Origin of the sequence: Halolamina litorea (assembly GCF_026616205.1) — an archaeon.
Classification (GTDB): Archaea; Halobacteriota; Halobacteria; order Halobacteriales; family Haloferacaceae; genus Halolamina; species Halolamina litorea.
On record NZ_JANHGR010000001.1, the window covers coordinates 1,996,853 to 2,023,613 of the forward strand.

Below are 26,761 nucleotides of genomic sequence, written 5' to 3' on the forward strand. Positions count from 1 at the left end.
TATATCCGTCACCGTTCGCAGTCGTTCGTATGGAGTCGACGCCCAGCGACCGCCGCCGCCGCTCGGTCCGCCAACTGTTGTTCGTGATCGCCGGTGCCCACACGGGGGCGTTCGCCGGGTCGGTGATGCCGACGTTCGGCCTGCCCGGGGACGTGGCGAGCGGCCTGACCGTACTGTTGCTGTTCGCGCTACCGTTCGTCGTCGACGCCAAGTGGGACCACGTCGACCCGCTGTTCGAGAAGCTGATGCGGTAGCCGCGCCCGGATGGACACGCTCAAGCCGCCCGGTCTATCAGTCATCGACGTGTCTCGCTATCAGGACGCCGGGCTGTTCGCGCTGCTCGCCGTCGCGTGGGGCGCTGGCTTCTCCGCGATCGAGGTCGGCCTCCGCTCGATCGAGCCGATCCTGTTCGCCGGCTACCGCTTCGACATCGGCGCCGTCGTCACCCTCGGGGCGCTGGCGGCGATCGGCCGGCTGGACCGGCCCACCGAACGTGCCGACTGGCAGGCCATCGTCGTCGCCGCCGCGCTGCTGGTGTTCGGCAACGTCTTCTTCCTCTTCGTCGGACAGCTCTACACCTCCGGCTCGGTCGCATCCGTCGTCTACAGTCTCACCCCCGTACTCACGGTCGGGTTCGCCGCCCTCCTCCTCTCCGGCGGGGGACTCGACGCTCGCGACACCGTCGGTATCGGGTTGGGCCTGATCGGCGTCATCCTCATCGCCGGTCCCGACCCCTCCGTGACGGCCGCGGCACCCACTGGTGCGCCGGAGTTCCTCTCACCGGCCTTCGCCGTGCTCGGCCCCGACGGCGTGGGCGCGTCGCTGGTGTTCTGTGCCGTCATCTCCGTCGCCGCGGGCAGCGTCCTCCTGCGCCGGATCGACGCCCCGATGGCCAGCCTGCCCACGACGGGGTGGGCGATGGCGCTCGGTGCGGTGATGCTCCACGCCGCCAGCCTCGCACTCGGGGAGACGCCGACGCTCCCCTCGGGGACGTGGACGTGGGTCTCGGTGGCCTACGTCGGCGTCGTGGCGAGTTCGGTCGGCTACGGGGCCTACTTCACGCTGATGCGACGCCGGGGACCGTTCACCTCGAACCTCGTGAGCTACGCCGTGCCGCCGGTCGCGTCGATTACGGGCTGGGCGCTGCTCGACGAGGCGCTGCCGCCGGTCGCGGTGGTCGGGTTCGGGCTCATCCTCGTCGGCTTCCTCGTGCTCAACCGCGAGGTCGTGGCCGAAGAACTGCGTCGGGTCGCGGCGTAACTACGCCAGATCGAGGTCCGCGAGTATCTCCTCTGCGTGCTCCTCGGGATCGACGCCCTCGTAGACGGCGACGATTTCGCCCGCGTCGTCGACGACGAACGTGTTGCGGAACACCCCCATTACCTGGTTGCCGAAGACGTTCTTCTCGCCGTAGGAAGCGTAGGCCGCCGAAACCTCGCCGTCCTCGTCGGAGAGCAGGTCGAACGGGAGGTCGTACTTCTCGCGGAAGTCGGCGAGGTCCTCGACGGGGTCGTCGCTGATGCCGACGACGGCGACGCCGGCGTCCTCGTAGGCGTCCCAGTCGTCGCGGAACGAGCAGGCCTCGGTGGTGCAGCCGGGAGTGTCCGCCCGGGGGTAGAAGTAGACCACCGCGTACTCGCCGGGGAGGGAGTCGAGCGAGACCTCCTCGCCGTCCTGGTTCGGGAGCGAGAACTGTGGCGCGTCGTCGCCGGGTTCGAGCATACGCCGCCATGCGGCCGGCGGGGACTAACGCCTTCCGCTCCCGGCGGCTGTACCGCCTACCAGAGTTCCTCGGCGGCCTCGCGCTGGAGCAGCGCGTCGGCGTTGTCCGCGGGCAGCGAGACCACGTCGTCGCTCTTGAGTTCGTACTCGCGGTCGTCGACGCCGAGCATCCGGCCCACGTCGGCGGTGATCCGGACGGTGGTTCGGTCCTCCCCGTCCTCGTCCGCGTCGGCGGACGCGTCGGACGGCACGCCAGCCCCCATCGGGGGTTCGGCGGCCACGCCACCGTCGGATCGCGGGTCGATATCGGTCTCGGGCGGGGCGGTCCGTTCCGCGGTCCCCGAGGGTTCGTCTGGTGGCACGTCCGGGGGTGCATCCGGTGGTGCCTCGGGCGTGTCCGAGTCGGCGTCAGTATCCGGGGACGGGCCGGTTCCGACCGCCGGTTCGGCGCGGGAGGGGGACGAATCGGTCCCGCTGTCGGCCGTCGACGGCTCCGGGGACGACTGCGAGGACGGCTCCGACGCTGGCTCGGTCGGTTCCGGCTGTGTGGCGGGTGCCCCGGCGGCCGACGACGGCACGCGGTCACCCTCGCCGGCGACGATGTCGAGCACCCGCGAGCGGTTCTCGCCGATACGGCCGACCATGTCCTCGAAGAGGTCCCGTTCCTGCGTGGTCAGGCCCTCCTCCTCGACGGGCATGTCCGCGGCGGCGAAGGAGGCCATCTTGACGACTTTGCCGACCCGGCGTTCGTACACCGCCTCGACGACGTCCTCCGCGCGTTCGATGTCGTCGGTGAGCCGCGAGACCTCCGGGTCGGAGAAGGGGCTGTCGGCGGCCTCGGCGACCCGGTCCCGTTCGGACTTGAGCTCCTGAATGTAGGCGGCTACGTCCTCGTAGAAGGAGTCCCGCAGGTGCTGGAGGCTGTCCTTCTGGCGCTCCTTGCTTTGGACGGTTTGGAGTTCGTCGATGTCCATGCTGTTGTCTGGGGTCGCGCGGGTGACGCCACGGCGGCATCCGGGGGTGTGGGGTTACTCTGGTGCCTTCTCGGCGCGTCCCCGAGCCATGAGGAACACGCCGACGTACTCTTCCACCGATTGCGGACCTGCCGATATAGTCGTTTCGGCGCCCACGTCGAGCGGCCCGGGCTCAGTGACGTTCACCATGATCCGCTGGTCGCGGAAGCGGTCGGCGACGGCGTCGGTCAACGGGTCGAAGTCGGCCAGTTCGTCGGCGGCGATCGGTTTCACGACGAACCCGGTGCCGCCGTGGAGCGTGCCCGGGATCCGGATCAGCCGGCGAACGTCGGTGGTGACCGGCTCGTCGATTGGCGCCGTCTCGGTGCTGATCACTTGCGCGGTCAGCGCCTCGACGAGTTTTCGGAGGCCGGGGCCGCCGGCCTCGACGTTGCCCTCCCGGATCGCGCCGGGGTTGCGCTCGGCAGCGTCGAGGATCGTCCCCGCGCGGCCGTCGCCGATGCCGTCGAACGCGGTGAGTTCCTCCAACGCCTCTTCGCGGTCCATCTCCCGGAGGTCGGCGAGGAACTCCACGAGTCGTCGGTGGACGCGCCGGCCCCAGCCGCCGCGGGTCTTGAGTTCGCGGCGGGTCGTACCGCCGTAGGAGACCGTCCGGATCAAGCCGTCGCGGTCGAGGTCCACGGCGCGGACGTAGTCGACGATTTCGCGGCGGGCCTCGCTGTCGAGGCCGAGCAGCGCGTCGTTTCGGACGTGCACGTGGTAGCCCCGGCCGCCCGAGAAGACGATCAACAGTTCCTCTTCGGCGAAGCCGAAGTCCTCCCGGAGCAGGTCGAGCAGCCGTTTCAGCGCGTCCTTACAGGCTTCGAGCATCTCGGCGTAGCTTGCTGCCTCCTCGTCGACGCCGGGGAGGTGGTCGGCGTCGAGGTCGAACACGAGGTCAGCGCCGAGCCACCCCTTCTCGGCCATCGTCGACTCGCCCGGGTCGTCGTAGCGCGCCGCCGAGAAGTAGGCGTGGCGGGGCGCTTCCCGGCCGAGGAACTCCCGGATCGACTGGGCGTCGCCACCCATGTCGAGCAGCGAGCGGTGCCGGACCATCGTCGTCCCGGCGCTCTCGGTGTAGGGGATGTGCCCCCACTCGCGGGCGTCGGGTTCGGGCGGCACCGCGAGGTCGGCGTCGGCGTAGTAGTCGCCGAAGCGACCCTTGAGGTAGTTGCGCGTGCGGTCCTCCATCTGTAGGGGAGTGGAGGCCGTTCGGCGTAAAGTGGTTCGCTTTCGGACCGAGCGCCGGGTACGGATCGACGGTCCACGGGACGCCTTCACAGGCCCCAAGGCGGCTCCCTCGTCCGGTTTTCGGCGCTATCCAGTTCGACGGCTTTAAGTCTCACATCCCCGTCTTCTCCGACGAGACAGGCGTGGCCTGTTTCACTCACCCGTAGGAGCCGCCTACGCGTACTACGGAGGTGAAAGATGGCAGATTCAATAGAGGACGCAGTATCCCGCGCACTCGAGGACGCCCCGGCTCGGAACTTCACCGAGACGGTCGACCTCGCGATCAATCTGCGCGACATCGACCTGAACGACCCGTCGAACCGGGTCGACGAGAGCGTGGTGCTCCCGTCAGGTACAGGACAGGAGACACGTATCGTCGTCTTCGCGACCGGCGAGACCGCAGTCCGTGCGGAAGAGGTCGCAGACGCCGTGCTGAGTCCCGACGAGCTCGAAGAGCTCGGGGACGACGACGACGAGGCCAAAGACCTCGCCGACGATACGGACTTCTTCATCGCGGAAGCCGCGATGATGCAAGACATCGGCCGCTACCTCGGGACCGTTCTCGGTCCGCGAGGGAAGATGCCGACCCCCCTTCAGCCCGACGACGACGTGGTTGAAACGATCGAACGGATGAAGAACACCGTTCAGATCCGGTCCGGCGACCGCCGGACGTTCCACACGCGCGTCGGCGCTCAGGACATGACTCCCGACGAGGTGTCGGACAACATCGACGTCATCATCCGACGGCTCGAAGCCGACCTCGAAAAGGGTCCCCTCAACATCGACTCCATCTTCGTGAAGACGACGATGGGGCCGGCCGTGGAGGTGCCCGCATGAGCCAAGCCGAGGACGTCCGGAAGACCGAGACGGTCCCGGAGTGGAAGCAGGCGGAGGTCGACGATCTCGTCGACTTCCTCGAGCGCTACGACGCGGTCGGGATCGTCGGTGTCACCGGCATCCCGTCGCGCCAGCTCCAGAGCATGCGTCGCGGCCTCCACGGCACCGCCGAGGTGCGCATGAGCCGCAACACGCTGATGGCTCGCGCCGTCGAGCAGGTCGACGAGGGCATCGAACAGCTCGCCGACGAGATCGCCGGCGAGGTCGCCTTCGTCGGGACGAACGACAACCCGTTCGGCCTGTACAAGGAACTGGAAGCCTCGAAGACCCCGGCGCCCATCGGCGCCGGCGAGGTCGCCCCCAACGACATCGTCATCCCCGAGGGTGACACCGGGATCGACCCCGGTCCGTTCGTGGGCGAACTCCAGACGGTCGGTGCCTCCGCACGCATCATGGAGGGGTCGATCAAGGTCACCGAGGACTCGAAGGTGCTCGAAGCCGGCGAGACCGTCGACCAGGACCTGGCCGACGTGCTCTCCGAGATGGGTATCGAGCCCAAGGAGGTCGGTCTCGACCTGCGTGCCGTCTTCGCCGACGGCGTGCTGTTCGAGCCCGACGAGCTCGCCATCGACGTCGACGAGTACCGCGCCGACGTGCAGGCTGCCGCTTCGGCTGCCCGCAATCTGTCGGTCAACGCCGCCTACCCGACTGCCCAGACCGTGGGCACCATGCTCGGGAAGGCCGCCGGCGAGGCCAAGTCCGTCGGCCTCGAAGCGGCGATCGTCAACGAGGAGCTCGCACCCGACCTGATCGGCAAGGCCGACGCACAGATGCGTGCGCTTGCCGCCCAGATCGACGACGAGGAGGCGCTCCCGGAGGAGCTGCAGGGCGTCGAAGCCCCAGCCCCCGCCGAGACCGCCGACGAGGACGAACAGGACGACGAAACAACTGATGCCGAGGACGCAGACGAGTCCGAGCCGGAGGACGACTCCGACGACGACGAGGACGCGGGCGGTGAAGGTCTCGGCGCGATGTTCGGGTAACTACAATGGAATACGTCTACGCTGCACTCACGCTGAACGAATCGGGCGAGGAGATCAACGAGGAGAACATCACGGCCGTGCTCGAAGCCGCGGGCGTCGATGTCGAGGAGTCGCGCGTCAAGGCCCTCGTGGCTGCCCTCGAGGACGTCGACATCGAGGACGCCATCGAGACGGCCGCTGCCGCACCCGCCGCACCTGCAGCCGGCGGTGCCGCCGGTGGCGCCGACGAGAGCGAGGAAGCGGACGAGGCCGAAGAGGAAGAGGCCGAGGCCGAGGAAGAGGAAGAAGACGAGGACGAAGGCGACGGCGGCGAGGGTCTCGGCGAGCTGTTCGGTTAAACGGCCGACCCACCGTCCGACCGCTTCCACGCAGTGCCGATTTCTTTCGAACCCAGTTCGACAGTGGCGACGCTCGCGGTTATCGACGCCAGAGAACGACTGCGGCGACCGCACAGGCGACGCCGATCACGACGGGAACCGGCCCGTTGGGCACGCCGAACTCCCAACCGAACAGCGTCGTCCCGACGAGCGCGATGGCGGCGACGGCCAGGCCTACTGCGAACGAAACCGGAGAGTCGCTGGATCGTCCGGGCATAGCCGCCGCTACGGACTGTTGACGGATAGTTCCACAGGACGAGGCTGTCGCTCTCAGTGTAGCGTTCGGAAGGATATGCGTGGGTGCTGTCCGGAGGACGAGCACCTGCATCGTGTGGCGGGTGGTTGCCCGCCGTGCGATGCGTGGGACCGGATTTGAACCGGCGGACCTCTACAGGACAGCGCCCTCAACGCTGCGCCGTTGGCCTAGCTTGGCTACCCACGCTCGCGTACGTTCTTCGCATCCAATCGTTGGCCGCGGGTTAGTAAAAGGGCTTCCCTTTGGCGTCGCCGTCGGGCGACGAGCGCCCCGGTCGCCACACGTTTATTCGCCGCCGGGTCCTGCCCTCGGTATGAACGTTCGCGCCACCGTCCGCGACCACACGCTCGGGGTCGCGGCGGCGCTCTCTACGGTCTCGCTCGCGCTGGTGTTCGCCGCCGCGCTCCGGGTCGTCCCCGCCGAGGCGATCCCGCGCGCGCCGACGGCCGTCGTCGACGCCATCCCGCACGTGAACGCGCTCGTCAGTGCCGTCGCGCTCGTCTGCGTGATCCTCGGCGTCCGCGAGATCCGTTCGGGCAACGTCCAACGGCACCGGAAACTGATGGGGACGGCCTTCGGCCTGTTCACCGTCTTCCTCGTGGGCTACCTCTACCGCGTCGCGCTCGTCGGGCCGACGGCGTTCTCCGCCTCGCCGGCAGTCGAGACGGCTTACACGGCGATCCTCGGGGTCCACATCACGCTCGCGGTGGTCTGTGTGCCGCTGCTGTTCTACACGCTGTTGCTCGCGTGGAGCCACCCGGTGAGCGAGATCCCGCGGACGAACCACCGGCGCGTCGGCCGCGTGGCGGCGCCGCTCTGGGCGATCTCGTTCGCACTCGGCGTCGTGGTCTACCTGATGGTGTACGTCGTCGGCTGAGGCGGGACTGCGGGCTCAGTCGTCGGCGACCGCGGGGTCCCCGATCTCCGGTCGGGTCACGTCCCGGTCGGTCGTCTCACCGTCGATGTCGTAGGGGTACTCCCCGGTCACACAGCCCAGACAGAGGTCAGCCCGCGATTCCCCGAGCACGTCGGCGACGCCGTCGACGCTCAGGTACGACAGGGAGTCGGCGCCGACGGCCTCGCGGATCTCCTCGGTCTCCTGCCCGGCAGCGATGAGTTCGTCTCTGGAGGCCATGTCGATCCCCATGTAGCAGGGCGCGAGGATCTGTGGCGCGCCGATACGGAGGTGGACTTCGTCCGCACCGGCCTCGTAGAGCAGGTCGACCAACTGCGTCGAGGTGGTGCCCCGGACGATGCTGTCGTCGATCAGCGTCACCGACTTCCCCTCGACCGTCGAGCGGATGGGGTTCAGCTTCAGGCGGACCGCCTGCTCACGCTGGTCCTGCGTGGGCATGATGAACGTCCGGCCGACGTAGCGGTTCTTCATTAGCCCCTCCGCGAACTCCGGCGCCGAGTCGCCGAGTTCGTCCGCGGCGGCCTCGGCGTAGCCCGTGGCGAACGCCCGACCCGAGTCGGGCACGGGCATCACCACGTCGCTCTCGACGCCCGATTCCGCCCAGAGGCGCGCGCCGAGGTCCCGGCGAGTGTCGTAGACGAGTGCCTCGTCGATGACCGAGTCCGGCCGCGCGAAGTAGATGTGCTCGAAGAAGCAGTGGGCGGTGTTGTCCGCCTCGACCAGTTGGTAGCTGTCGTAGCCCGAGCCGTCCGGTTCGAGCAGGACCAGTTCACCCGGCTTCACGTCCCGGATCAGCTCCCCCCCGAGGGTGTCGATGGCCGCCGACTCGGAGGCGAGCACGTAGCCGTCGTCGAGCTTTCCGAGACAGAGCGGCCGGTTGCCCTGGGGGTCCCGGATCCCGAGGACGGTCTCGTCGTGCATCACCGTCAGCGCGTAGGAGCCGTGGATGCGGTCCATCGTGCGCTTGACCGCGCGGACCAGGTCGGCGTCGAGGAGGTTCCGGGCGAGGTCGTGGGCGATCACTTCGGTATCGCCGTCGGAGGTGAACGCGTGGCCCTCGCCGGCCAGTTCTTCGCGGATCTCGTCGGCGTTGACGAGGTTCCCGTTGTGACTCAGCGCGAGCGACCCCGAGCGGAACGAGACCGTGAACGGTTGGGCACAGGCCTTGTCGACGCTACCCGCGGTGGGGTAGCGGACGTGCCCGACGCCGTTCTCGCCCTGCAGTCCGTCGAGGTCGTCCTCGGTGAACGCCTCGCCGACCAGCCCCATCTCGACGTGGTCGTGCTGCTGGAACCCGTCGTGGGTGACGATGCCCGCCGACTCCTGACCGCGATGCTGGAGCGCATAGAGGCCGTAGTAACAGGGGCGAGCGGCCCCGCGGTCCTCGAGCGAGATGCCGACGACCCCACACTTATCGCGCATCTCGTCGTCGCCGGCCGGCGTCGCAGCCGAACCCTCGTGCATACGCGTGGCTCGGACACGCGGGACCAAAAACCCTCGCCATCGTGCCGTATCGATCGCGAGAACTGCCACGATAATGCACGTATGTGGGTATACGTTGGACGGGGCGCCCGTCGGGACGGCAGCGACGCTATCGGGGCGGTGGTGAGTGCGTGAAAACGGCTACAGTCCAGCGACGGGCGCAGTCGCTACGAGGCGGAGAGAACGGCCGCAGAGAGAAACGTCAGTTGTCGCCGTTCTTCGACTGCCACTCGTAGTCCCGTCGCTTCGCGGATTTCCCGAAGCCACACGACGAGCACTGCTTCTTCTTCGTGTGGTAGGATTTCTCACCGCAGCGGCGGCACTTCGTGTGGGTCGTGTTGTTCTTCTTCCCCTGCGTCGGAGTTCCTGCGCCGGTCATAGAGTTACCGAAACGACGTTGTCGCCACGGATAATCGTTGTGTTGTCTACTTCCTCGACGTCGAGTTCGCCCAGCACAGCGTCGCTGGCGTCGGCGCCGTCGAGCACGACGTTCATGTGCTGATCGTACCCCGAGAGTGTCCCGTAGAAGGCGGCACCGTCCTTCAGGTGGACCGTTACCGGCTCCGAGAGCGACTCTTCGAGTACGTCGAGCGGGCGTCCACTCATGCTCCGATAAACCCCGGTCGAACGAATAAACGTACCGAACCGCCGCCGGCACCGTGGTTCGGTCCCACGGTGGTCGCTACTCCAGGGTACCGACGGCCTCGGCGGCGTAACCGAAGATATCGTCGTACCCCTCCGCCGAGAGCAGAACCGGGTAGAACGGCTCGTCGGCGGTCAGCGCCTCGCCGTCGGCGACGGCGAACCGCTCGCCGGCTTCGACGCGTTCGAAGTTCGGCACGACCACGTCGTACTCCTTGCCCGGGGGTTTGGATATCGGCCCGTCGAGCCGGAACACCCGCACCTCGTCGCGTTCGGGGCGCCCGAGCCGGCCGTCCGAGAGCGGCGCCGAGAGGGCGTTCACGGCGACGAGGAACGCCCGGGTCAGCCAGTAGGCGTTGTCGGCGGCCTCCTCGCTGCCCTGTAAGCCACACTCCATCTCGATGGTGTGGGCGTGCTCGATCAGTCGACCGTCGGTGTGCTCGTCGGTCTCGATCAGCACGTCGACGGGCAGCAGCGGCGCGATCGAGCGCGCGATCTCGTCGACGGTGTCGATCACGCCGATCGGTTCAGCGTAGGACTGCGTCGAGTGCAGCGCGAGCACCGTACAGCCCTGCACCTCGCGGGCGAGTTCGGACGCCAGCCGCGACTCGTGGGTATCGCCGTCGGGGTCGCCCGGGAACGCGCGGTTCAGGTCCTCCTCAAGGAACCGCTCGCCCTGCTCCAAGGCCTCCTCGTTGGCGACGATCAGTTTGACCGGCCGGTCGACCTCGGGGTCCTCGGCGACGAGGCGTTCAACGGCCTCGACACCGCAGGGTTCGTCCCCGTGGATGCCGGCGACGACGGCCAGTTCGGGCTGTCCCTCGCCCAACTGGTGGATTTGCATACGCTGGGAAATGCGACCGATAGCCAAGAAGGGATCGGCTCGGCACTCGATCAGTGTCAGTCGAGCAGTTCGTCGGTCCGGGAGAGCGCCGCCGCGAGCAGGTCCACCGTCGCCCTCAGGTCCCCGCGGTGGGCCGTCTCGACCGGCGAGTGGTGGTAGCGCACGGGCACCGAGAGCGCGCCGGAGAGCACCGCGCCGCCGGCGTTCTGGAGCGCGCCGGTGTCGGTGCCGATGTTCCACGCGACCTCGCGCTGGTGGTCGATCCCCTCGGCCTCGGCGGTCGCGGTCAGCCAGTCGACGACCGCGGGGCTGGGGATCACCGAAGCGTCCTTGCGCTTGATTCCGACACCGTCGCCGAGCGTGGTGATGCGGTCCTCCGGGGCGACCCCGGGGACACTACGTTCGAGAGTACCGTCGAGCGCGATGACGAGATCCGGATCGAACGCGTCGTCGGTCGCGATCGCGCGGGCCCCCCGCAGGCCGACCTCCTCCTGCACCGTGGCACAGAAGTGGACCGTCGCGTCGGGGTCGACGACGCGGGCCGCGGCGAGCATCGCGTAGACGCCCGCACGATCGTCGAGTGCCTTCCCGGTCACACAGTCACCCAGTTCGCGGGGCTCGGTGTCGAGCGTGACCACGTCGCCGACGGCGACCGCCTCGGCAGCGTCGTCGCCGTCGAGGCCCACGTCGACAGCGAGGTCGTCGATGTCCTCCAGGTCGTCCTCGCCGCGGGTGTGGGCCGGTTCGGCACCGATGAGCCCCTCGACCTCGCCGTCGTCGGTGTGGATGGTCACGGGCTGGGCGCGGAGTATCTGGGCGTTCCAACCGCCCAGCGAGTCGAGTTCGAGGAACCCCTCGTCGGTGACTCGGGAGACCATGAAGCCGATCTCGTCCATGTGGGCGGCGACGACGACCTCGCGGTCGCTCTCGCCCTCGATCGTCCCCACCACGTTCCCCATCGACTCGGTCTCGATGCGGTCGACTTCGGGTGCGAGCGCCTCGCGGACGACTTCCCGGACGCCGTCCTCGTAGCCGACCGGGCCGGTAGCCGCCGAGAGATCGAACAGCAGATCGCGATCGTGCATACCCGAGCCAGTTCCGGGCCGGGCAAAGGCGCTCCGGTCGGGGCGACCGTCGCCGGCTCAGGGGAGGCTGGCGAACCGCCAGAGGGCGGCGTTCCGGACGAACCCCAGCGACTCGTAGAAGCCGACGTGATCGGCGGTCGCACAGACAACGATCCGCTCGGACGGGAGCGGGCAGCGGTCGACGACCACTCGGATCAGTTCGGCACCGACGCCACGCCCCTGCGATTCGGGTCGGATGCCGACGTGGGTGAGGCGGGCGACCGGCCCCGCCTCCCCTGACCCACTCCTGTGGACGTACCAGCCAGCGGCGCCGACCGGGGCCCCCTCCAAAGTGGCGACGACCTCGCGGCCGTCGAGTACACCGGCGACATCGGCGGCGTAGTCGACGCCCTCGGGGTCCCGGCCGACCGACTCGTGGACGGCGCGGGCGTCGTCGCTCCCGTGGCTTCGGGTCGAGAAGTCGAGGTCCGTGGTTGGGTCCGGGGAGTCGATCAAGTGGGGGACCAGCGCCCAGTAGTCCTCGCGCTCGTAGCCACGCCGCCGGAGGACCGGCGCGAGTCTGGCGGCCGTCTCGGTATCGACGCCGGCGACGACGCGGTGTGAGCGGCCCGCTCGCTCGTACAGCGCGTCGACGCGAGCGAGCAGGTCGTTGGCCGCGTCGTCGTCTGCCGGGGTTGTTGGCGGCTCGCTGGCGGAAGGGAGTCGAGCGTCGAGGAACTGCGTCGCGGCGGCACGGTCGGCGTGCTCGGGGTCCTGGACGAACGTTCCGAACCGTGTCTCGGTGGTGTCGGCGAGTACGCGGCGCTTGGCGTACTCCGCGGCTGCGACGCGGCTGGGAGGCAACATTCAGGCCAGCCTCGCAGCGGCGATCCGATCGGTGGGCACCACGTCAGCCCAACCCCGCGGCATACTCGTAGTCGGCGGGGTAGGCGTCGGGTGTGTGATCGTCGATGGAGATGCGCCAACAGTCGATCACGCGCGGTTCGAACATCGCGACGAGGAGCCGTCGACGGACCGCAGCCACGTCGATCCCGTAGAAGTCAGCCGGGACCCCGCGGAGGTAATCGAGCGCCGTCGAGAACAGCGAGCGCATGCCGGCGTCGCCGGCCTCGGCGCCCCGGCCCGACTCGGCGGCGTGCTTGTGGGTACCCGCCGCGAGCTGTTGCATGCCGTGGCAGAACGCCGACTCCGTCGTGCCGCGGCCGTAGTTGTACCACTCGAACTTGAAACAGTCGTAGCTCTCGGTGTAGGCGCCCGCGTTGTAGAGCCGGACGCCGTGTTCGGCCGCCCGGCGGAGCGTCGCGTGCTCCCAGCGGCGGTCCTCGCGCCACCCGGTGGGGTTCCCGAGCGGCGGTGCAACCCCGGGATCACGGGTGTGCTCGTCCATCGTCGGAGCGATGGGGCGGCGGGAGCCTCAAACTATCGACGACCGGCGACGGCGACGCCGGCCCCGACTGAGAAGGCTTTAAGGACGTTAGGGGGCAAGCAACGCCACCGGGCACGACGCCCGATCAGCGTGCGAGGGTAGCCAAGCTCGGAAACGGCGGCGGACTCAAGATCCGCTCCTGTAGAGGTCCAAGGGTTCAAATCCCTTCCCTCGCATCGCCGGGGCAACCACCCCGAGATGCGGGAAGACGCTCTCGGAGCGCTCTTCCCTCGCAACAACTTCGAACATCAGTCAGCGACGGCTATCGTCACGGACGGTGGCGGGCTCAAGATCCGCTCCTGTAGAGGCCATGCGAGCGAAGCGAGCGTGGGCACGGGAGGCGGCCGCGACGTGAACAGCGTGAACGAGCGGACCGCCTCCCGGTGGTCCAAGGGTTCAAATCGGTTCCCCGTCGCCGGGGCAACCACCCCGAGATGCGGGAAGACGCTCTCGGAGCGCTCTTCTCTCGCAAAAACGTCGACACCACACTCGACAGCGGTGGGTCTCACGACCGGCGGCGACGCCGAGTGGCGCCGATGGCCGTGTTCAGTCGATCTTCCCCTTCGACGGCTTCCCGCACATCGCAAAGCGCGTGAGCCGCAGGATCGACAGCGTCTCGAAGGGGTAGGACTCCTGTCGGACCTCCTCGGGGACGAAGCCGGCGCTGCGGGCCAGTTCCTCGACTTCCTCGTAGCCCGCGAGCGAGGAGACCAAAAGCAACGCCTGCCCGCCGGGGGTGAGTACGCGCGACAGGTCCTCGAGGAACGGCTCGATCAGTTCCCGACCGCTCTCGCCGCCCGAAAGCGCCTGCTCCATCCAGTCGTCCCACTCGTTTTCGGGGTCAGTCGGGAGGTACGGCGGGTTGAACAGCACCGTCTCGAAGCTCCCGTCGGCGAACGCGTCCATGAGGTTCGTCCGAACGGCCTCGACGCCGCGCTCCCGCGCCGACTCGCAGGCGTGAGGGTTGATGTCCGCCGCGACCATCCGCGGGACTTCCGGTGCAGTCTGTTCGGCGACCCAGCCCGATCCGGTGCCGACCTCCAGGGTCCGCCCGCGGGCGAACTCCGTGGCGGCGTCGGCGAGCAGGCCGGAGTCCTCCGCCGGCTGGTACACCTTCGTCTCCTCGCCGCGTCGCTCGGCGAGGCTCGCGGCCGTCGATCCATCGTCGGTATCGTTATCGCTCATGAGTCGTTCTCCGTGTCCTCGGTGTCGTCCGCGTCGTCCTCGGCATCCTCGGTGTCGTCTGTCGTGCCGGCGTCGTCGTCCTCGGCACCGTTCCCACTGCTCGATCCATCGACCGCGTCGGCGTCAGCCGCGTCCGTGCGGACGACGCGGCCGTCGTCGAGGCCCTCGCCGTTCGCCGCCTCGTCGCCGGCCCCGGAACCGGTCTCGCCGTCGTCGTCGGTCACGTCACCCGCGCGGACGCCCGAAACCGCGAGGCCGCCGGCCTCCGGTCGCCCGGAGAGTTCGCGCTGCGGGAACGGGATCTTGATCCCTTCCTCGGCGAACGCGCCCTTGACCGCGCTGATGACCTCCGTCCGGGCCTTCCACATCTTCCGGGCGCTGGGGTTGTCGATGTAGTAGCGTAGCTTCAACACCACGCTCGACCCGCCGAACTCCGAGAGTACGACGTTCGGGTCCGGGCGCTCCATCGGCGTGTCGGTGTCGGCCATCGCCGACGCGGCGACCTCCATCGCGTGCTGTACGTCCGTCTCGTAGTCGACGCCCACGTCGGTCTCGACGCGCAGTCGACCCTTCCGGGAGCGGTTCCGGATCTCGGTGTCCGTGACGATGTCGTTGGGGATCATCACGTACTCGTCGTCGAACGTTCGAAGCTGGGTGTTGAAGACACTGATGTCGGTGACGATACCCTCCTCGTCGCCGATCTGGACCCAGTCGCCCAGGTCGAACGGGCGGGAGAACAGGACGACGAACCCTGCGAGCACCGCGCCGAGAGTCTGGCGGGCCGCGAGGCCCAGGACCACACCCGCGGCCCCTGCCCCGAGCAGCAGGTCGCCGGGGTCGACGTTCCAGATACCGAGGACGACCAGCACCGCCATCGCGAAGACACAGAGCTGGACGACGTGGTGGGCGACCTCCTGTTGGTGGTCGGTGATGGCGCCCCGCTCCTTCGAGAGTCGCCGGATGCTGTTTTTCGTGACGCGGGTGAGCGTGTACGACCCGAAGAGGACCGCGATACTGAGAACGACCGCGACGACCTGCCGGCTGCTGGGGTCGATCTGCTCAAAGCCCCGCTCGATCAGGCCGCTGGCCCGCCAGACCGTGATGAGGAACAGCGAGACGAGCGTCGTCAACAGCACCATCACCGCCGCTTGCAGCGACTCCGCCAGCGCGTCGTCGGCGTGCCGTTTCAGCCGCGGCCCGACCGACCGCACGGCGAACCCGGCGACGACGAGGAGTGCCACGGCGAGCCCCGTCACGAACAGCTGTGCGCCCAAGGTGGCGAACGTCGCGCGGATCAGGTCGGCGAGGGCGTGGTGGCCGGCCATCAGTCGGCTCCGTCGAGTTCGGGGTCGACCCGCGCGGCCAGCCGCGCCAGTTCGGCGAACTCGGCGGGCGAGACGGTCCCCGCGCGCTTGCTCATCAGCGACTCGTCGGCCGCGTCGACGACGGCGTCGGGGTCCTCCAGCCCGGAGATATGGCCGGTGTTCCGGACCGCGTTCCGCATCGTCTTGCGACGCTGGGTGAACAGCGCCTTCACGAACCGCAGGAAGAACGCCACGTCGTCGACCTCGTACTCCGGCTCACGGGGGGTACAGCGGACCACGGCGCTCTCGACGCGGGGCTGGGGGTCGAACGCCTCGGCGGGCACGTGCTCGACCAACTCCACCTCGGCGTAGTGCTGGGCCGAGACCGAGAGGCGGCCGTAGTCGTCCTCACCGGGCGCGGCGACCATCCGCTCGGCGAACTCCTTCTGGAACATCAGGACGAGCGGGCGCTCCCGGGGGAGCAGGTCGAAGGCGATCTCCGAGGAGGCGCCGTAGGGGAGGTTCGACACCGACGCGGTGAACTCGGGGAGGTCGACCGCCAGCGCGTCGCCGGCGATCACGGTCAGCTCGCCGGCCTCGATCTCGTCGGCGAACTCCCGGCGCAGGAAGGTGACGAGGTCGGGGTCCCGCTCGACGACGGTCACTTCGCCGTCCGCGGGGACCGCGTCGAGCAGTCGGTCGGTCAGCGCACCGGTCCCGCCGCCGATCTCCAGCAGGTGTGAGCGGTCGGTCCCCTCGGGGAGGTAGTCGGGTATCCGGTCGAGCACCCGGTCGTCGACGAGGAAGTGTTGGTCGAACTCCGGGTTGCCCCGCTTGGCCCGACGGATGAGGGCGTCGGGGTCCCGTGAGTCCTCTGACCCAGTCATTACCGGGCGTAACGGGTCGGCGGCGTTAAAAGCCCCGTTCCGGCCTGCTTGGCCGTCAACTCCCTTCGACGTTCGTTCCGGCGGCCGTCAGTTCTCGCCGACGAAGGCGCGGTACTTCACGTCCTCCGTGAGTTCCTCCATGATCCGGTCGACTACGGTCCCCTCGGCGTCGTGGAGGCCGCCGATGCGCTCCTCCAGGTCCTCGAAGCTCTCGAAAGGACCCTCGCGCTTGCGGCTCTCGAGGATATCGTCCCGGAGCTTGTCGCCGATCCCCGGCAGAACGTTGAGTTGGTGGAGCCGCAGCGTCAGCGGTTGGGCCTCGTTGAAGTACTCGAGGAAGCGGTCGGGGTGGCGTTCGACGATCTCCTCGATCACGTACTCCAACTCCTGTTCGGCGCCGCGTGAGAGGTCCTCGTACTCGATCTCGCGGTAGCGCTGGACCACCTCGCGGTCGGCGTCGGGGGCGACGACGATCCGGTCGCCGATGCTCACGTCGGCGCCGTCGGCCAGCGTGAGTTCGAACAGGTCGAAAGCGGCCTCGCCGACGGCGTAGGCGACCTCCGGTTTCTGGTGTTGGGGCCGGTCGTCGTCGGGGCGCCCGTAGGGGAGGTGGTCCAACACGACCGCGCGTTCGACCGACTCGGCGTCGTCGGACTCGCTCCGACTGCTAGCGGAGCGTGACTCCTCGCCGTCGGCGCCGCTTCCGGCGGTCTCGGACTCGTGGGCGTCGCTCATACCGCTGATAAGTCACGCCGACGGATAAACTGTCGGCCGGCGTGAGAGGGGGTCGCGTCGTCTCAGGCGTACTCGGCGACGATGTCGAGGATCTCGTCGAGTTCCTCGCCCGAGAGCGAGTAGCGCTCCTGGGCGTACACCGTGCGGAGTTCGTCGCGGTCGCGGGGCAGCAGGTCCGTGATCTTGTGGGCCGTCGCCTCGTCGACCTTGTCGAGTTCCTGCAGGCGCTCGACCAGTTCGCGGGACTCCTCGGCGTCGAGCAGCGCGAACCGGTTGACGTGCTCGATGGCGCGAGCGAGCTCGTAGCGGAGCTCGCGGTCCTCGTCTTCGGCGCGCTCCTCCTCGACGTCCTGGAGTTCCTCCTTGACCTCCGAGATCGTGAGGTACTCCTCGTCGAGCTTCTCTTTGAAGATCGTCATTACTCCTCCTGTGCGCGAAGGTGGGCGGCGGCGGCGATCAGGACCTTCTCCTTGCCGCCGTCGTTGATCTTCACCTTGAACGCGCTACCCTGTCGGCCGACGACCTCGCCGGTGTGGCCGCTGAAGCGCGCGTGGAAGCGACCCTTCTCGACGGACGGGTCGAGGACGAGGTGGACCTTCTGGCCCTCGTCGAAGTCGGCGATGGCGCGCTGGGGCGGCGACGTACCGCGCTCTCGGGGGTGGTTCGACATCTTGTTCCGGGTTCCGGTGTTGGGCCCGTTGGAGCTAGGCATGGTCTTGTCGTCGCGTACTGGCGGTCGGCGTATAAACGATGCGTTCTCGGGTCGTCGTGCGCGGGCGCCACACGGACGCGCCGACCGAGACACCCCACCGTCCACGCCGGAAGCGGAACAATCAGGCCCCCACCACCCCCACTCGGGGCCATGAGCGACGACCACGACGACGACGCCACCGAGGAACGCATCGAGACGCGCGCCATCCACGCCGGGCAGGCGCCCGACGAGGAGACCGGCGCGCTGATGACGCCCATCTACGCCAACTCCACCTACAAACAGGACGCCCCGGGCGACCACCGCGGCTACGAGTACTCCCGGACGGGCAACCCCACCCGGACCGACCTCGAAGCGAACCTCGCCTCGCTGGAGGGCGGAGAGTTCGGCCGCGCGTTCTCCTCGGGGATGGGCTCGATCAACACCGTCCTCAATCTGCTCGAATCGGGCGACCACGTCGTCGCCGGCGACGATGTCTACGGCGGCACCCACCGCATCTTCACGCAGGTGTACGAGGACTACGACCTCTCCTTCAACTTCGTGGACACCACCGACCACGACGCCGTGCGCGAGGCGATGACCGAGGACACCGAACTGCTCTGGGTCGAGTCGCCGACGAACCCCCTGCTCAACGTCAACGACATCGACGCGCTGACCGACATCGCCGACGAGTACGGCGCGCTCTCGGCCGTCGACAACACCTTCGCCACGCCGATGCTCCAGCGCCCGCTGGAACACGGCGCCGACATCGTCTCTCACTCGCTGACGAAGTACCTCGGCGGCCACTCCGACGTGGTCGGCGGCGCGCTGATCACCGACGACCACGAACTCGACGAGCGCATCGGCTTCTACCAGAACTCCGTCGGCGCCACCCCGTCGCCGTTCGACTGCTTCCTCGTCCTCCGCGGGACCAAGACCCTGCCCGTCCGGATGGACCGCCACTGCGAGAACGCCGACGAACTGGCCCACTGGCTTGAGGACCACGACGCGGTGGACCGCGTCTACTACCCCGGGCTGGCGAGCCACCCGGACCACGACCTCGCCGTCGAGCAGATGGACGACTTCGGCGGGATGCTCAGCTTCGAACTCGACGGCACGCTGGACGAGGCCCGCACCGTCGTCGCCGAGACCGAGGTCTTCACGCTCGCCGAATCGCTGGGCGGCGTCGAGAGCCTGATCGAGCAGCCGGCGACGATGACCCACGCCGCGATCCCGAAGGAAGAGCGCGTCGCCGCGGGGCTGACCGACGGCCTGATCCGCGTCAGCGTCGGCGTCGAGCACATCGACGACATGAAGGCGGACCTGCAGCGGGCGTTCGACGCCGCGCTGGAGTAGAAACGGCGCCCCTTACCGACGGACGAACTCCGAGAGCTTCTCCGAGATCGTCCGGTCGCGGCCGAGTTTGAGGTAGTAGGCGTCGCCGCCGTCCTCGTAGTAGGCGTCGATGCGCCGGATCGTCTCGAAGCCGATGTGGCGGTAGAACGCCAGCGCGTCCTCGTTGGTCGCCCGGGCGTGACAGCTCACCGAGTCGTGGTCCCGGGCGACCTCGGCGACGAGCTGTTCGCCGAACCCCTCGCCGCGGAAGTCCGGCGAGACGGCCAGAAAGAGGATGTAGCCGTCCCGGCGCGTGGAGACGAACCCCGCGAGGTCGTCGTCGACGAACAGCAGCCTGCAGTCCGCGCGCCTGTAGGCGTCCCTGAAGAAGCTCCGGCGCTGCTTCAACACGCCCTCCTCCCGGCGGATCCGCTCTTTCAACTCCCACGCACGGGCCTCGTAGGTGGCGTCACCCCGCGGATCCCGTCGTGTCTCGACCGTCGCGCTCACTGTTGGGCGGTGGTAGTCGTGACGGGGATTTAACTCCGTCGTCGGTGGTGGACAACGGCGCTCACGACGCCCCGGTATCGACGGCCTGCATCGTCGGCGGCGTCCGGTTCCGCAGTCGCCGGAGGAGTCCGCGACTCGCTCGGCGTGGGGGGTCAGAACACGCTGTCGGCGGTCGCCGCCCCCACCACCGCGAAGACGGCGCCGATGCTCACCGCCTTGACGGTCTGGAACGCGTCGGCGTCGAAGGTCTCCGGCGCGGCGAAACTGTACGCGAGCACGAGGACCGAGCCGAAGGAGACGATCATCAGCGTCAGGAACCGGTAGGGGACCCCGGCGACTTCGGTCTCGTCGTCGGCGTCCCGGTCGCTGTCGGCGCGGTAGAGCGCCCCCCAGCCGATGGCGAACACCATCGTGACCACGACGACCCACTGGAGGGTGTTCATGTGCCCGGCGAGCACCCACACCTCCTCGGTAACGACGAACGGCCCGGCGAGCAGGAACCCCCCGACGACCTGCTGGGCCACGTCGGCTGGCCGGAACTGGCGGTTGAACAACCGCCGGAGCAGCCGCCGCGCGAAACTGGTCATACTGCGGCGTCGCCGGCCGCGGCCTTTACTCCGACGACTGGCACGGGCCGGTCGAAACGGGCTAGAAGATGTTCGCCTGCCGGTAGACCGAGATCCCCTCGTTGGTGATCTCGTAGGGTTTGGTCTCGCGAGAGTGGTTCGCGTCCCGGATCTTCTGGATCTCCACGGCCAGCCGGGTCTCCCGGAAATCCGAGGGGCGGACGTACTGGAGGATGAACACCGCGTCCACGAGGTACTCGATGATGCCGTACCGAGAGGTGTAGGCGTCCTCGCTGCTGGCCTCCGAGGTGAGCATCGTCGTCACGCCGGCCCGCTTGAGCGAGCGAGCGAAGTCGAACACCTCCGAGCGTCGCTCGGCGGGGTGGTCGTACATCATCTCCAGCAGCGACACCGAGTCGAGCACCAGTCGGTCGGCGTTGAACTCCTCGACGAGCCGCGAGATGTCGTTCCGGATCGACGACAGCGAGTTCGCCATCTCGATCGGGTCCATCGCGACGATCGCGAGCCGCCCCTCGTTGCGCCACTCACGGAACGACCACCCTTTCTCCTCGGCCGTCGAGAGGATCGCCTCCCGGGACTCCTCCAGCGTGATGTAGATGCCCCGCCCGCCGTTCTCCAGGGCCTCCGTCAGGAACTGGAGCCCGAACGTGGTCTTCCCGGTCCCGGCCGAGCCGATGGAGACCATCAGCGACCGCTCGGGAACCCCGCCGAGGATCATCTCGTCGAGCCCTTCGATCCCCACGTCGATGCGGTCGATGTCGGAGTCGAGTTCGGCCTCGTCGAACGATTCGGGCTCGCTGCCGAAGCCGTCGTCGCCGCCGAACCCGCCCTCGCCGCCGAACCCGCCGCCACCCCGACCGCTCCCGCGGTCGGCGAAGTCACCGCCGAACCCCTCCCCGCCGCCGAACGGGTCCCCGCCGCCGGCGTTGCCGCCGAAGGGATCGCCACCCTCCGTCGAGCCTTGGTTCCCGCCGAACGGATCACTCGCCCCGGCGTCGGGGGCATCGGTGGTGTCAGCGGTGTCGTCTCCGTTGACGCCGCCGAACGGGTCGTCTCCCCCCGCCGAGCGTTGGCTCCCGCCGAACGGGTCGTCGCTCCCACCGGGTTCGTCGGCGGGCGGCGTCTCTGCCGTGGAGTCAGCGTCCGTGGCGTCGTCGGTCCCGGCGTCGGTGTCGGACTCCCCGTCGTCCCCGGTCTCGCTTTCGGAGTCCGCGTCGGCCGTCGCCCGCGGCGAGTCGTCCTCCTCGGCTTCCTCGGCCTCGCGCATCGCTCGTTCGAACCAGTCTTCCTCCTCGTCGCTCACGCCGGGCTCACCTCCGCGAGGCACACGCTCATTACCGAAACGTTGGAGCGCCCGCAAATGAAGGTTGTCCGTCCGACGGCGTATCCGGGTGCTTTTGACGGCGGCGGTGGAACCGCGGGCTATGTTGGTCGGCATCGTCGCAAAGCGGGGCAACAAGCGCGCGTCGTTTCTCGCGGCGGACATCCGGGACCGCCTCCGCGCGGCCGACGTGGACGTGTGGCTGGACGAGGCCACCGCGGGCGAACACGACGACGCCGGCCACCCGGTCGCCGAAATGGACGCGTGTGACCTCGTGGTCGCCATCGGCGGCGACGGGACGTTCCTGTTCGCGGCACGCGGTGTCGGCGACACGCCCATCCTGGGGGTGAACCTCGGGGAGGTCGGGTTCCTCAACGCCATCGGCCCGGAAGAAGCCGTCCACGAGGTGTTGAACGAGGTGGACGCGCTCAGGGAGGGAGAACTGTCGGTCCGGGAGGCCCCGCGCCTCGTCGCCGCCGGCGACGGCTGGGAGAGCCCCGCGGCCGTCAACGAAATCGTTCTGCAGGGTGCCCAGCGCGGCCGTGCCGGCGGGATCGACTTGGAGGTCAGGGTCGACGGCTCGCTGTTCTCCTCCGGCCGCGCCGACGGCGCGCTCGTGGCGACGCCGACGGGGTCGACGGCGTACAACCTCTCGGAGGCCGGGCCGCTGGTCCACCCCGACGTGAACGCGATGGTGGTCAACGAGATGTGTGCCGACGCCGGAATGCCCCCGCTCGCTGTCGGCCCCGACAGCGAGATCTCGGTCCGGCTTTCGGGCGCCGAGACCGCCCACGTCGTCGTCGACGGCCGGGTGGTGCGGAGTCCCGAACCGCCGACGACGGTGACGGTTCGGACCGCCGAGACGCCGATTCGGATCGCCGGCCCGGACGCGGAGTTCTTCGAGGCGCTCAACAAACTGGAGTAGTCGCCCCGTGTGGCTCCGGCCCCGTCGGGAGGAGAGAGACAGAGTACTGACAAATATGTCAGTCTTATGCGTATCGGCTCCGTGGTGGCTGTAACGATGGCCGGAACTCGCGAGTGGTCCGTCACGAAGTCCCCGAAGGTCGCACAGCTGACCGGTGTCGAGTCGTCCGGCGACGCCGCGTACGCAACCGGGCGACGGGGGGTGTTACTCGAACGCGCCGGGCCGAGCCAGTGGACCGCGGTGTTCACCACGGGTCCGGTCGGCGAGGGGCGATCGGTCCTTGACGCGTCGACGACCGATGACGGCGAGCGTGTCTGGTTCTGCGGCGAGAACGGCACGCTCGGCTACTACGAACCGGCGACCGACAGCGTCGAGACCCACTTCTCGCCGTACGACCTCGACACCACGTTCCGTAGTGTCTCGGCGAAGGGCGCCGCGGGCGAGGAGACCGTCCACGTCGCCGACGACAACGGGGAGATCGTCCGCGGCGAGATGGACGGCCCCGAACTCACCGTCCGGAGCGTCGCCATTCCGGGCGACGGCACCGCGCTCACCGAGGTCGTCGACAACGACCGGGAAGTGTTCGCCTGCGACGCCGCGGGGACGTTCTACCACACCACGGTGGACCAACAGGCCTGGAAGCGCCGGACGCTCTCGGATACCCCGGTTCGGGCGGTCTCGTTCAACGACGCCAACGTCTACGAAATCGCCGAGGACGGCACCGTCTTCGAGGAGGTGTCGCTGTTCGGGGAGGGGAGCCGCAACCCCCGCTCGATCGACTCCGGCGTCGAGTCCCCCACCGAGATCGACACGGACGACCGCCGAACGATCGCCGTCGTCGGCGACGGCGGTCAACTCCGTGTCTCGGAGAACGGCGGGAACTTTCGGCACGCGGATATCGAGGCAGAAGCGACCCTCTACGGCGCAGAAGTGATGGACGACGGGACGATCATCGCGGTCGGCGACGACGGGACCATCGTCGAAGGCTGCCCGAACTGACGGGGCCGCGGGCCACTCGGGGCTTCAGCCCCAGTTCTCTTCTCTCGTGGGGCGATCTGACAGCGCGGCCACGTCCACGCCCGCCAGCGAGCCCTCGACGCCCTCGCTCGTGTGAAGCGCCTCCAGGGTCGCACGGCCCGAGGCGACCGTCGAGAGGTACGGGACCTCTTCGTCGACGGCCGTCCGGAGGCTGTCACGCTCCGTCGAGAGCAGGAAGTCGATCGTGCCCTCCTTCAGCGCGGCCTCGAGGTCGTCGGGTGCGACCGCGTCGAGGTAGTCGGTGAAGCCGTCGATCACGTCGGCCGGCCAGTCGCCGTCGACCGCGAGCGTGCCCGAGGTCGGGATGTCGTTGCCGGCGGCGATCTGTGCCTTGCCGTAGGCGGCACCGAACGTTCGGGCGGTACCCATAACCTCGCCGGTGGACTTCATCTCCGGGCCGAGGCGCGGGTCCGAGTTCGGCAGGCGATCGAACGGCAACACGACCTCCTTGACGCTCGGCTGTTCGGGGATCTGCTCGGCGGCGCCGATCTCGTCGAGGGACTCGCCGGCCATCACGCGCGCCGCGAGCTTTGCGATCGGGACGCCCGTGGCCTTCGAGACGAACGGGACGGTACGCGAGGAGCGCGGGTTCGCTTCGAGAACGTACACCTCACCGTCCTTCACGGCGAGTTGGACGTTCAGCAGGCCGACCGTGGAGAGGGCCTCCGCGATCTCTTCGACGACCTCGCGGACGCGGGCCATCGTCGCGTCCTCGAGCGAGCGCGGCGGGATCACGCAGGCGGAGTCGCCCGAGTGGACACCCGCGCTCTCGACGTGTTCCATCACGCCGCCGATGAGCACGTCGTCGCCGTCGGCGACGGCGTCCACGTCGAGTTCGACCGCGTCCTCGAGGAACGAATCGATCAGGATCGGCTTCTCGGGGGAGACGCGGACCGCCTCCTCGACGTACTCGCGGAGTTCCTCGTCGTCGTGGACGACCTCCATCGCGCGGCCGCCGAGCACGTAGGAGGGACGCACGAGGACGGGGTAGCCGATCTCGTGGGCCAGCGCCTCGGCCTCGACCTCGCTGGTCGCCGACCCGCCGGCGGGCTGTTCGATGCCGCGCTCGTCGAGCAGGCGGTTGAAGCGGTCGCGGTCCTCCGCGAGGTCCATCGCGTCGACGCTCGTCCCGAGGATCTCACACTCGACGCCGCGGCGGTCGAGTTCGTCCTTCAGGGGTTCGCCCACGTCGACGGAGGTCTGCCCGCCGAACTGGACCATCACGCCGTCGGCGTCAGTGGCCTCGATGGCGTCGGCGACCTCCTCGGCGGTGATCGGTTCGAAGAACAGCCCGTCGGAGGTGTCGTAGTCCGTCGACACCGTCTCGGGGTTGTTGTTGAGCACGTGGGCGTCGATGCCCAGTTCCGAGAGCGCGCGGACCGCGTGGACCGCACAGTAGTCGAACTCCACGCCCTGCCCGATACGGATGGGACCGCCGCCGACGACGACGACGCTCTCGGCGTCGCGGTCGACCTGCAGTTCCCCCGCCGCGGCGTCACCCTCGAAGGGTCCGGTGAACGACTCGGGCTTCCGCGAGGAGTAGTAGTACGGCGTCGACGCCGCGAACTCGCCGGCACAGGTGTCGACCTGTTTGTACGTGCGGCCGGGGACGCTGGCTTCGACCTCGCCGACGCCCGCGCGTTCCGCGGAGACGGGCAGGCCCTCGCTCTCGGCGCCGGCAACGGGTTCGGCGGCCTCGCGCCACGCGCCGCGGGTCTCGGGCAGCCACGTCAGGCTGCTGTCCTCGAAGACGTTGCCCGCAAGCGCGGAGATCTCGGCGTTGGTGAACCCCGCGACCGCGGCGGGCGTGAACTCGCCCTCGACGACCTCCTTGCTCGCCTCGACGATACGGGAGAAGCGCTCGACGTACCACTCGTAGATGCCCGTGGCCTCGACGACCTCCTCGACGGGGAAGCCGCGCTCGAACGCCTCGAACATCGCGTAGGGGCGGTCGGGGCTCGGGCGCACGAGGTACTCCTCGCGGAGTTCCTCGTCCTCCAGCGCGTCGAACTCGACGGCTGGGTCGTACTCGGAGCTACGGAGCGCCTTCAGTAGGCTCTCCTCGAAGGTGCGGCCGATCGACATCGCCTCGCCCGTGGACTTCATCGCCGTCGAGAGCGTGAAGTCGGTCTCGGTGAACTTGTCGGCGGGCCAGCGGGGCACCTTCGTCACCACGTAGTCGATGGCCGGTTCGAAGGCGGCGGTCGTCTCGCCGGTGATCTCGTTGTCGATCTCGTGGAGGCGCTTGCCGAGTGCGACCTTCGCGGTCACGCGGGCGATGGGGTAGCCGGTCGCCTTCGACGCCAGCGCGGAGGAACGGGAGACGCGGGGGTTCACCTCGACGACGCGGTACTCGCCGCCGGGGGTGCCGTCGTCGCGCCACGCGAACTGGATGTTGCAGCCGCCCTGAATACCGAGGTCGCGGATCACTTCGAGCGCCGCGTCGCGCATCTCCTGGTGGCCGTCGTCGGGGATCACCTGCGAGGGGGTGACGACCGTCGACTCGCCCGTGTGGATACCCATCGGGTCGAGGTTCTCCATGTTGCAGATGATGATACAGGAGTCGCCCGCGTCACGCATCACCTCGTACTCCAGTTCGACCCAGCCCGAGATGGACTCGGTCAGCAGCACCTCGTCGTTGCGCGAGAGCCTGAGCCCCTTGCGGGTCCGTTCGAGCAGTTCGTCCATCTCGCCGACGACGCCCGAGCCCGAGCCGCCCAGCGTGTAGGTGGTGCGGGCGATGACCGGCAGGCCGCCGACGGCCTCGACGCCGGCCTCGACGCGCTCGCGGAGTGCGGCCTCGCTCATCTCGGTCGCGGACTCGTCGTCGTCGAGGCTGATCGTCGTCGACGCCGGCACGGGCTGGCCGAGCCCCTCCATGCGCTGGCGGAACAGGTCGCGGTCCTCCGTCGCGTAGATCGTGTCCAGCGGCGTGCCCATGATCTCCACGTCGTACTCCTCGAGCACGCCCTGTTCGGCGAGTTCGGCGGTGACGTTCAGGCCGGTCTGGCCGCCGAGGCCGGCGATGACGCCGTCGGGGTTCTCCTTCCGGATGACCTCCGCGATGGCGTCGGGGGTGATGGGTTCGACGTACACCCGGTCGGCCGTCTCGGGGTCGGTCATGATCGTCGCCGGGTTGGAGTTGACGAGCACGACCTCCGCGCCCTCCTCCTGTAGCGCCCGGCAGGCCTGTGCGCCGGAGTAGTCGAACTCCGCGGCCTGCCCGATCTGGATGGGGCCGCTGCCGATCAGCAGGATGGTCCGGCCCTCGCCGGCGCCCGTGTCGGTGACACTCTCGGACCCGGTCGCCGTGCCGTCGTCACTGCCGGTCTCCGTCATTACTGAAGCGGAATACGTGAATCGTAATAAGCTC

At 68.8% G+C, this 26,761-nt stretch carries 30 protein-coding genes and 2 tRNA genes; 10 read left to right on the top strand and 22 right to left on the bottom strand.

Going from position 1 to position 26,761, the window contains the following annotated elements; genetic code table 11:
• Nucleotides 1–29 precede the first annotated feature (29 nt).
• Nucleotides 30–254 carry a hypothetical protein gene (locus NO998_RS10330; protein WP_267647048.1) on the top strand — a complete coding sequence of 75 codons (225 nt, stop codon included), beginning with the start codon at nucleotides 30–32 and terminating at the stop codon, nucleotides 252–254.
• A gap of 49 nt (nucleotides 255–303) precedes the next feature.
• Nucleotides 304–1,260 (top strand): DMT family transporter, encoded by a 957-nt coding sequence (locus NO998_RS10335; protein WP_267647049.1) that lies wholly within the window; start codon nucleotides 304–306, stop codon nucleotides 1,258–1,260.
• Here NO998_RS10335 and bcp read toward each other — a convergent pair whose 3' ends face one another.
• From bcp to priS, 3 genes are read right to left on the bottom strand one after another with little or no spacing between them, the layout of a single operon-like run.
• Nucleotides 1,261–1,722 (bottom strand): thioredoxin-dependent thiol peroxidase, encoded by a 462-nt coding sequence (gene bcp / locus NO998_RS10340; protein ID WP_267647051.1) that lies wholly within the window; start codon nucleotides 1,720–1,722, stop codon nucleotides 1,261–1,263.
• A 56-nt stretch (nucleotides 1,723–1,778) separates the two neighbouring features.
• A complete protein-coding gene (locus tag NO998_RS10345; RefSeq protein ID WP_267647052.1) occupies nucleotides 1,779–2,696 on the bottom strand; it encodes a DNA replication complex subunit Gins51 in 918 nt (305 codons plus the stop codon).
• 54 nt (nucleotides 2,697–2,750) lie between these two features.
• Nucleotides 2,751–3,926, bottom strand: a complete 1,176-nt coding sequence (gene priS / locus NO998_RS10350) for a DNA primase catalytic subunit PriS (RefSeq protein WP_267647053.1) — start codon at nucleotides 3,924–3,926, stop codon at nucleotides 2,751–2,753.
• Nucleotides 3,927–4,163: 237 nt separating this feature from the next.
• On the opposite strand from priS, the gene NO998_RS10355 reads away from it, so the two are divergent.
• The 3 genes from NO998_RS10355 to rpl12p are packed head-to-tail and all read left to right on the top strand — an operon-like array spanning nucleotide 4,164 to nucleotide 6,183.
• Entirely contained in the window at nucleotides 4,164–4,802 is a 639-nt protein-coding gene (locus tag NO998_RS10355; RefSeq protein ID WP_267647054.1) for a 50S ribosomal protein L1, read from the top strand.
• Nucleotides 4,799–5,845, top strand: a complete 1,047-nt coding sequence (locus NO998_RS10360; RefSeq protein WP_267647055.1) for a 50S ribosomal protein L10 — start codon at nucleotides 4,799–4,801, stop codon at nucleotides 5,843–5,845. The genes NO998_RS10355 and NO998_RS10360 overlap by 4 nt, the downstream gene beginning before the upstream one ends.
• Before the next feature lie 5 nt (nucleotides 5,846–5,850).
• Complete coding sequence (gene rpl12p, locus NO998_RS10365) at nucleotides 5,851–6,183, top strand: 50S ribosomal protein P1 (RefSeq protein ID WP_267647056.1); 333 nt, start codon at nucleotides 5,851–5,853, stop codon at nucleotides 6,181–6,183.
• Nucleotides 6,184–6,262: 79 nt separating this feature from the next.
• Here rpl12p and NO998_RS10370 read toward each other — a convergent pair whose 3' ends face one another.
• Both NO998_RS10370 and NO998_RS10375 read right to left on the bottom strand, forming a co-directional pair.
• Complete coding sequence (locus NO998_RS10370) at nucleotides 6,263–6,439, bottom strand: multidrug transporter (RefSeq protein WP_267647057.1); 177 nt, start codon at nucleotides 6,437–6,439, stop codon at nucleotides 6,263–6,265.
• Nucleotides 6,440–6,579: 140 nt separating this feature from the next.
• A tRNA-Leu gene (locus tag NO998_RS10375) sits at nucleotides 6,580–6,664 on the bottom strand.
• Nucleotides 6,665–6,791: 127 nt separating this feature from the next.
• Between NO998_RS10375 and NO998_RS10380 the strand changes: the two genes are divergently transcribed.
• Entirely contained in the window at nucleotides 6,792–7,355 is a 564-nt protein-coding gene (locus NO998_RS10380) for a DUF420 domain-containing protein (protein ID WP_267647058.1), read from the top strand.
• Nucleotides 7,356–7,370: 15 nt separating this feature from the next.
• Here the strand turns inward: NO998_RS10380 and purF are convergent, their stop codons facing one another.
• From purF to NO998_RS10415, 7 genes are all read right to left on the bottom strand, one after another.
• Nucleotides 7,371–8,816, bottom strand: a complete 1,446-nt coding sequence (purF, locus tag NO998_RS10385) for an amidophosphoribosyltransferase (protein ID WP_345781132.1) — start codon at nucleotides 8,814–8,816, stop codon at nucleotides 7,371–7,373.
• A 262-nt stretch (nucleotides 8,817–9,078) separates the two neighbouring features.
• The gene (locus tag NO998_RS10390) at nucleotides 9,079–9,255 is read right to left on the bottom strand and encodes a 50S ribosomal protein L37e (RefSeq protein ID WP_267647060.1); all 177 of its coding nucleotides are present in this window, start codon (nucleotides 9,253–9,255) and stop codon (nucleotides 9,079–9,081) included.
• Entirely contained in the window at nucleotides 9,252–9,482 is a 231-nt protein-coding gene (locus NO998_RS10395) for an LSM domain-containing protein (RefSeq protein WP_267647061.1), read from the bottom strand. The genes NO998_RS10390 and NO998_RS10395 overlap by 4 nt, the downstream gene beginning before the upstream one ends.
• A gap of 76 nt (nucleotides 9,483–9,558) precedes the next feature.
• A complete protein-coding gene (locus NO998_RS10400) occupies nucleotides 9,559–10,362 on the bottom strand; it encodes a M14 family metallopeptidase (protein ID WP_267647062.1) in 804 nt (267 codons plus the stop codon).
• Nucleotides 10,363–10,418: 56 nt separating this feature from the next.
• Nucleotides 10,419–11,447: a M42 family metallopeptidase gene (locus NO998_RS10405; RefSeq protein WP_267647064.1), complete on the bottom strand. Its 1,029-nt coding sequence runs from the start codon at nucleotides 11,445–11,447 to the stop codon at nucleotides 10,419–10,421.
• Between the two features lie 57 nt (nucleotides 11,448–11,504).
• On the bottom strand, nucleotides 11,505–12,293 hold the full coding sequence (locus NO998_RS10410) for a GNAT family N-acetyltransferase (protein WP_267647065.1): 789 nt from the start codon (nucleotides 12,291–12,293) through the stop codon (nucleotides 11,505–11,507).
• Nucleotides 12,294–12,336: 43 nt separating this feature from the next.
• The gene (locus tag NO998_RS10415; protein WP_267647066.1) at nucleotides 12,337–12,834 is read right to left on the bottom strand and encodes a DUF309 domain-containing protein; all 498 of its coding nucleotides are present in this window, start codon (nucleotides 12,832–12,834) and stop codon (nucleotides 12,337–12,339) included.
• A 131-nt stretch (nucleotides 12,835–12,965) separates the two neighbouring features.
• Between NO998_RS10415 and NO998_RS10420 the strand changes: the two genes are divergently transcribed.
• A tRNA-Leu gene (locus tag NO998_RS10420) sits at nucleotides 12,966–13,049 on the top strand.
• Between the two features lie 370 nt (nucleotides 13,050–13,419).
• Here NO998_RS10420 and NO998_RS10425 read toward each other — a convergent pair.
• From NO998_RS10425 to NO998_RS10450, 6 genes are all read right to left on the bottom strand, one after another.
• Nucleotides 13,420–14,058 carry a HemK2/MTQ2 family protein methyltransferase gene (locus NO998_RS10425; RefSeq protein ID WP_267647067.1) on the bottom strand — a complete coding sequence of 213 codons (639 nt, stop codon included), beginning with the start codon at nucleotides 14,056–14,058 and terminating at the stop codon, nucleotides 13,420–13,422.
• Entirely contained in the window at nucleotides 14,055–15,383 is a 1,329-nt protein-coding gene (locus NO998_RS10430; RefSeq protein WP_267647069.1) for a mechanosensitive ion channel family protein, read from the bottom strand. Before NO998_RS10430 ends, NO998_RS10425 begins: the two co-directional genes overlap by 4 nt.
• A complete protein-coding gene (locus tag NO998_RS10435; RefSeq protein WP_267647070.1) occupies nucleotides 15,383–16,249 on the bottom strand; it encodes a 16S ribosomal RNA methyltransferase A in 867 nt (288 codons plus the stop codon). The genes NO998_RS10430 and NO998_RS10435 overlap by 1 nt, the downstream gene beginning before the upstream one ends.
• 87 nt (nucleotides 16,250–16,336) lie before the next feature.
• Entirely contained in the window at nucleotides 16,337–16,984 is a 648-nt protein-coding gene (locus tag NO998_RS10440) for a DUF655 domain-containing protein (protein ID WP_267647071.1), read from the bottom strand.
• Between the two features lie 62 nt (nucleotides 16,985–17,046).
• Nucleotides 17,047–17,403, bottom strand: a complete 357-nt coding sequence (locus NO998_RS10445; protein WP_267647072.1) for an RNA polymerase Rpb4 family protein — start codon at nucleotides 17,401–17,403, stop codon at nucleotides 17,047–17,049.
• Nucleotides 17,403–17,696 carry a 50S ribosomal protein L21e gene (locus NO998_RS10450; protein ID WP_267647073.1) on the bottom strand — a complete coding sequence of 98 codons (294 nt, stop codon included), beginning with the start codon at nucleotides 17,694–17,696 and terminating at the stop codon, nucleotides 17,403–17,405. The genes NO998_RS10445 and NO998_RS10450 overlap by 1 nt, the downstream gene beginning before the upstream one ends.
• 150 nt (nucleotides 17,697–17,846) lie before the next feature.
• Here NO998_RS10450 and NO998_RS10455 point away from each other — a divergent pair, with 150 nt between their 5' ends.
• Nucleotides 17,847–19,028, top strand: coding sequence for a cystathionine gamma-synthase (locus NO998_RS10455; protein WP_267647074.1), 1,182 nt, complete (start codon nucleotides 17,847–17,849; stop codon nucleotides 19,026–19,028).
• A gap of 12 nt (nucleotides 19,029–19,040) precedes the next feature.
• Here the strand turns inward: NO998_RS10455 and NO998_RS10460 are convergent, their stop codons facing one another.
• The 3 genes from NO998_RS10460 to NO998_RS10470 form a co-directional block, all read right to left on the bottom strand.
• Nucleotides 19,041–19,517, bottom strand: a complete 477-nt coding sequence (locus tag NO998_RS10460; protein WP_267647075.1) for a GNAT family N-acetyltransferase — start codon at nucleotides 19,515–19,517, stop codon at nucleotides 19,041–19,043.
• Nucleotides 19,518–19,669: 152 nt separating this feature from the next.
• Nucleotides 19,670–20,104 carry a DUF2391 family protein gene (locus NO998_RS10465; RefSeq protein WP_267647076.1) on the bottom strand — a complete coding sequence of 145 codons (435 nt, stop codon included), beginning with the start codon at nucleotides 20,102–20,104 and terminating at the stop codon, nucleotides 19,670–19,672.
• A gap of 61 nt (nucleotides 20,105–20,165) precedes the next feature.
• Nucleotides 20,166–21,371 carry a KaiC domain-containing protein gene (locus tag NO998_RS10470; protein ID WP_267647212.1) on the bottom strand — a complete coding sequence of 402 codons (1,206 nt, stop codon included), beginning with the start codon at nucleotides 21,369–21,371 and terminating at the stop codon, nucleotides 20,166–20,168.
• Between the two features lie 157 nt (nucleotides 21,372–21,528).
• On the opposite strand from NO998_RS10470, the gene NO998_RS10475 reads away from it, so the two are divergent.
• The gene (locus NO998_RS10475) at nucleotides 21,529–22,350 is read left to right on the top strand and encodes an NAD(+)/NADH kinase (protein ID WP_267647077.1); all 822 of its coding nucleotides are present in this window, start codon (nucleotides 21,529–21,531) and stop codon (nucleotides 22,348–22,350) included.
• Between the two features lie 96 nt (nucleotides 22,351–22,446).
• Nucleotides 22,447–23,349 carry a beta propeller repeat protein gene (locus tag NO998_RS10480; protein WP_267647078.1) on the top strand — a complete coding sequence of 301 codons (903 nt, stop codon included), beginning with the start codon at nucleotides 22,447–22,449 and terminating at the stop codon, nucleotides 23,347–23,349.
• 24 nt (nucleotides 23,350–23,373) lie between these two features.
• Here the strand turns inward: NO998_RS10480 and carB are convergent, their stop codons facing one another.
• Nucleotides 23,374–26,727: a carbamoyl-phosphate synthase large subunit gene (carB, locus tag NO998_RS10485; protein ID WP_267647079.1), complete on the bottom strand. Its 3,354-nt coding sequence runs from the start codon at nucleotides 26,725–26,727 to the stop codon at nucleotides 23,374–23,376.
• Between the last annotated feature and the right edge of the window lie 34 nt (nucleotides 26,728–26,761).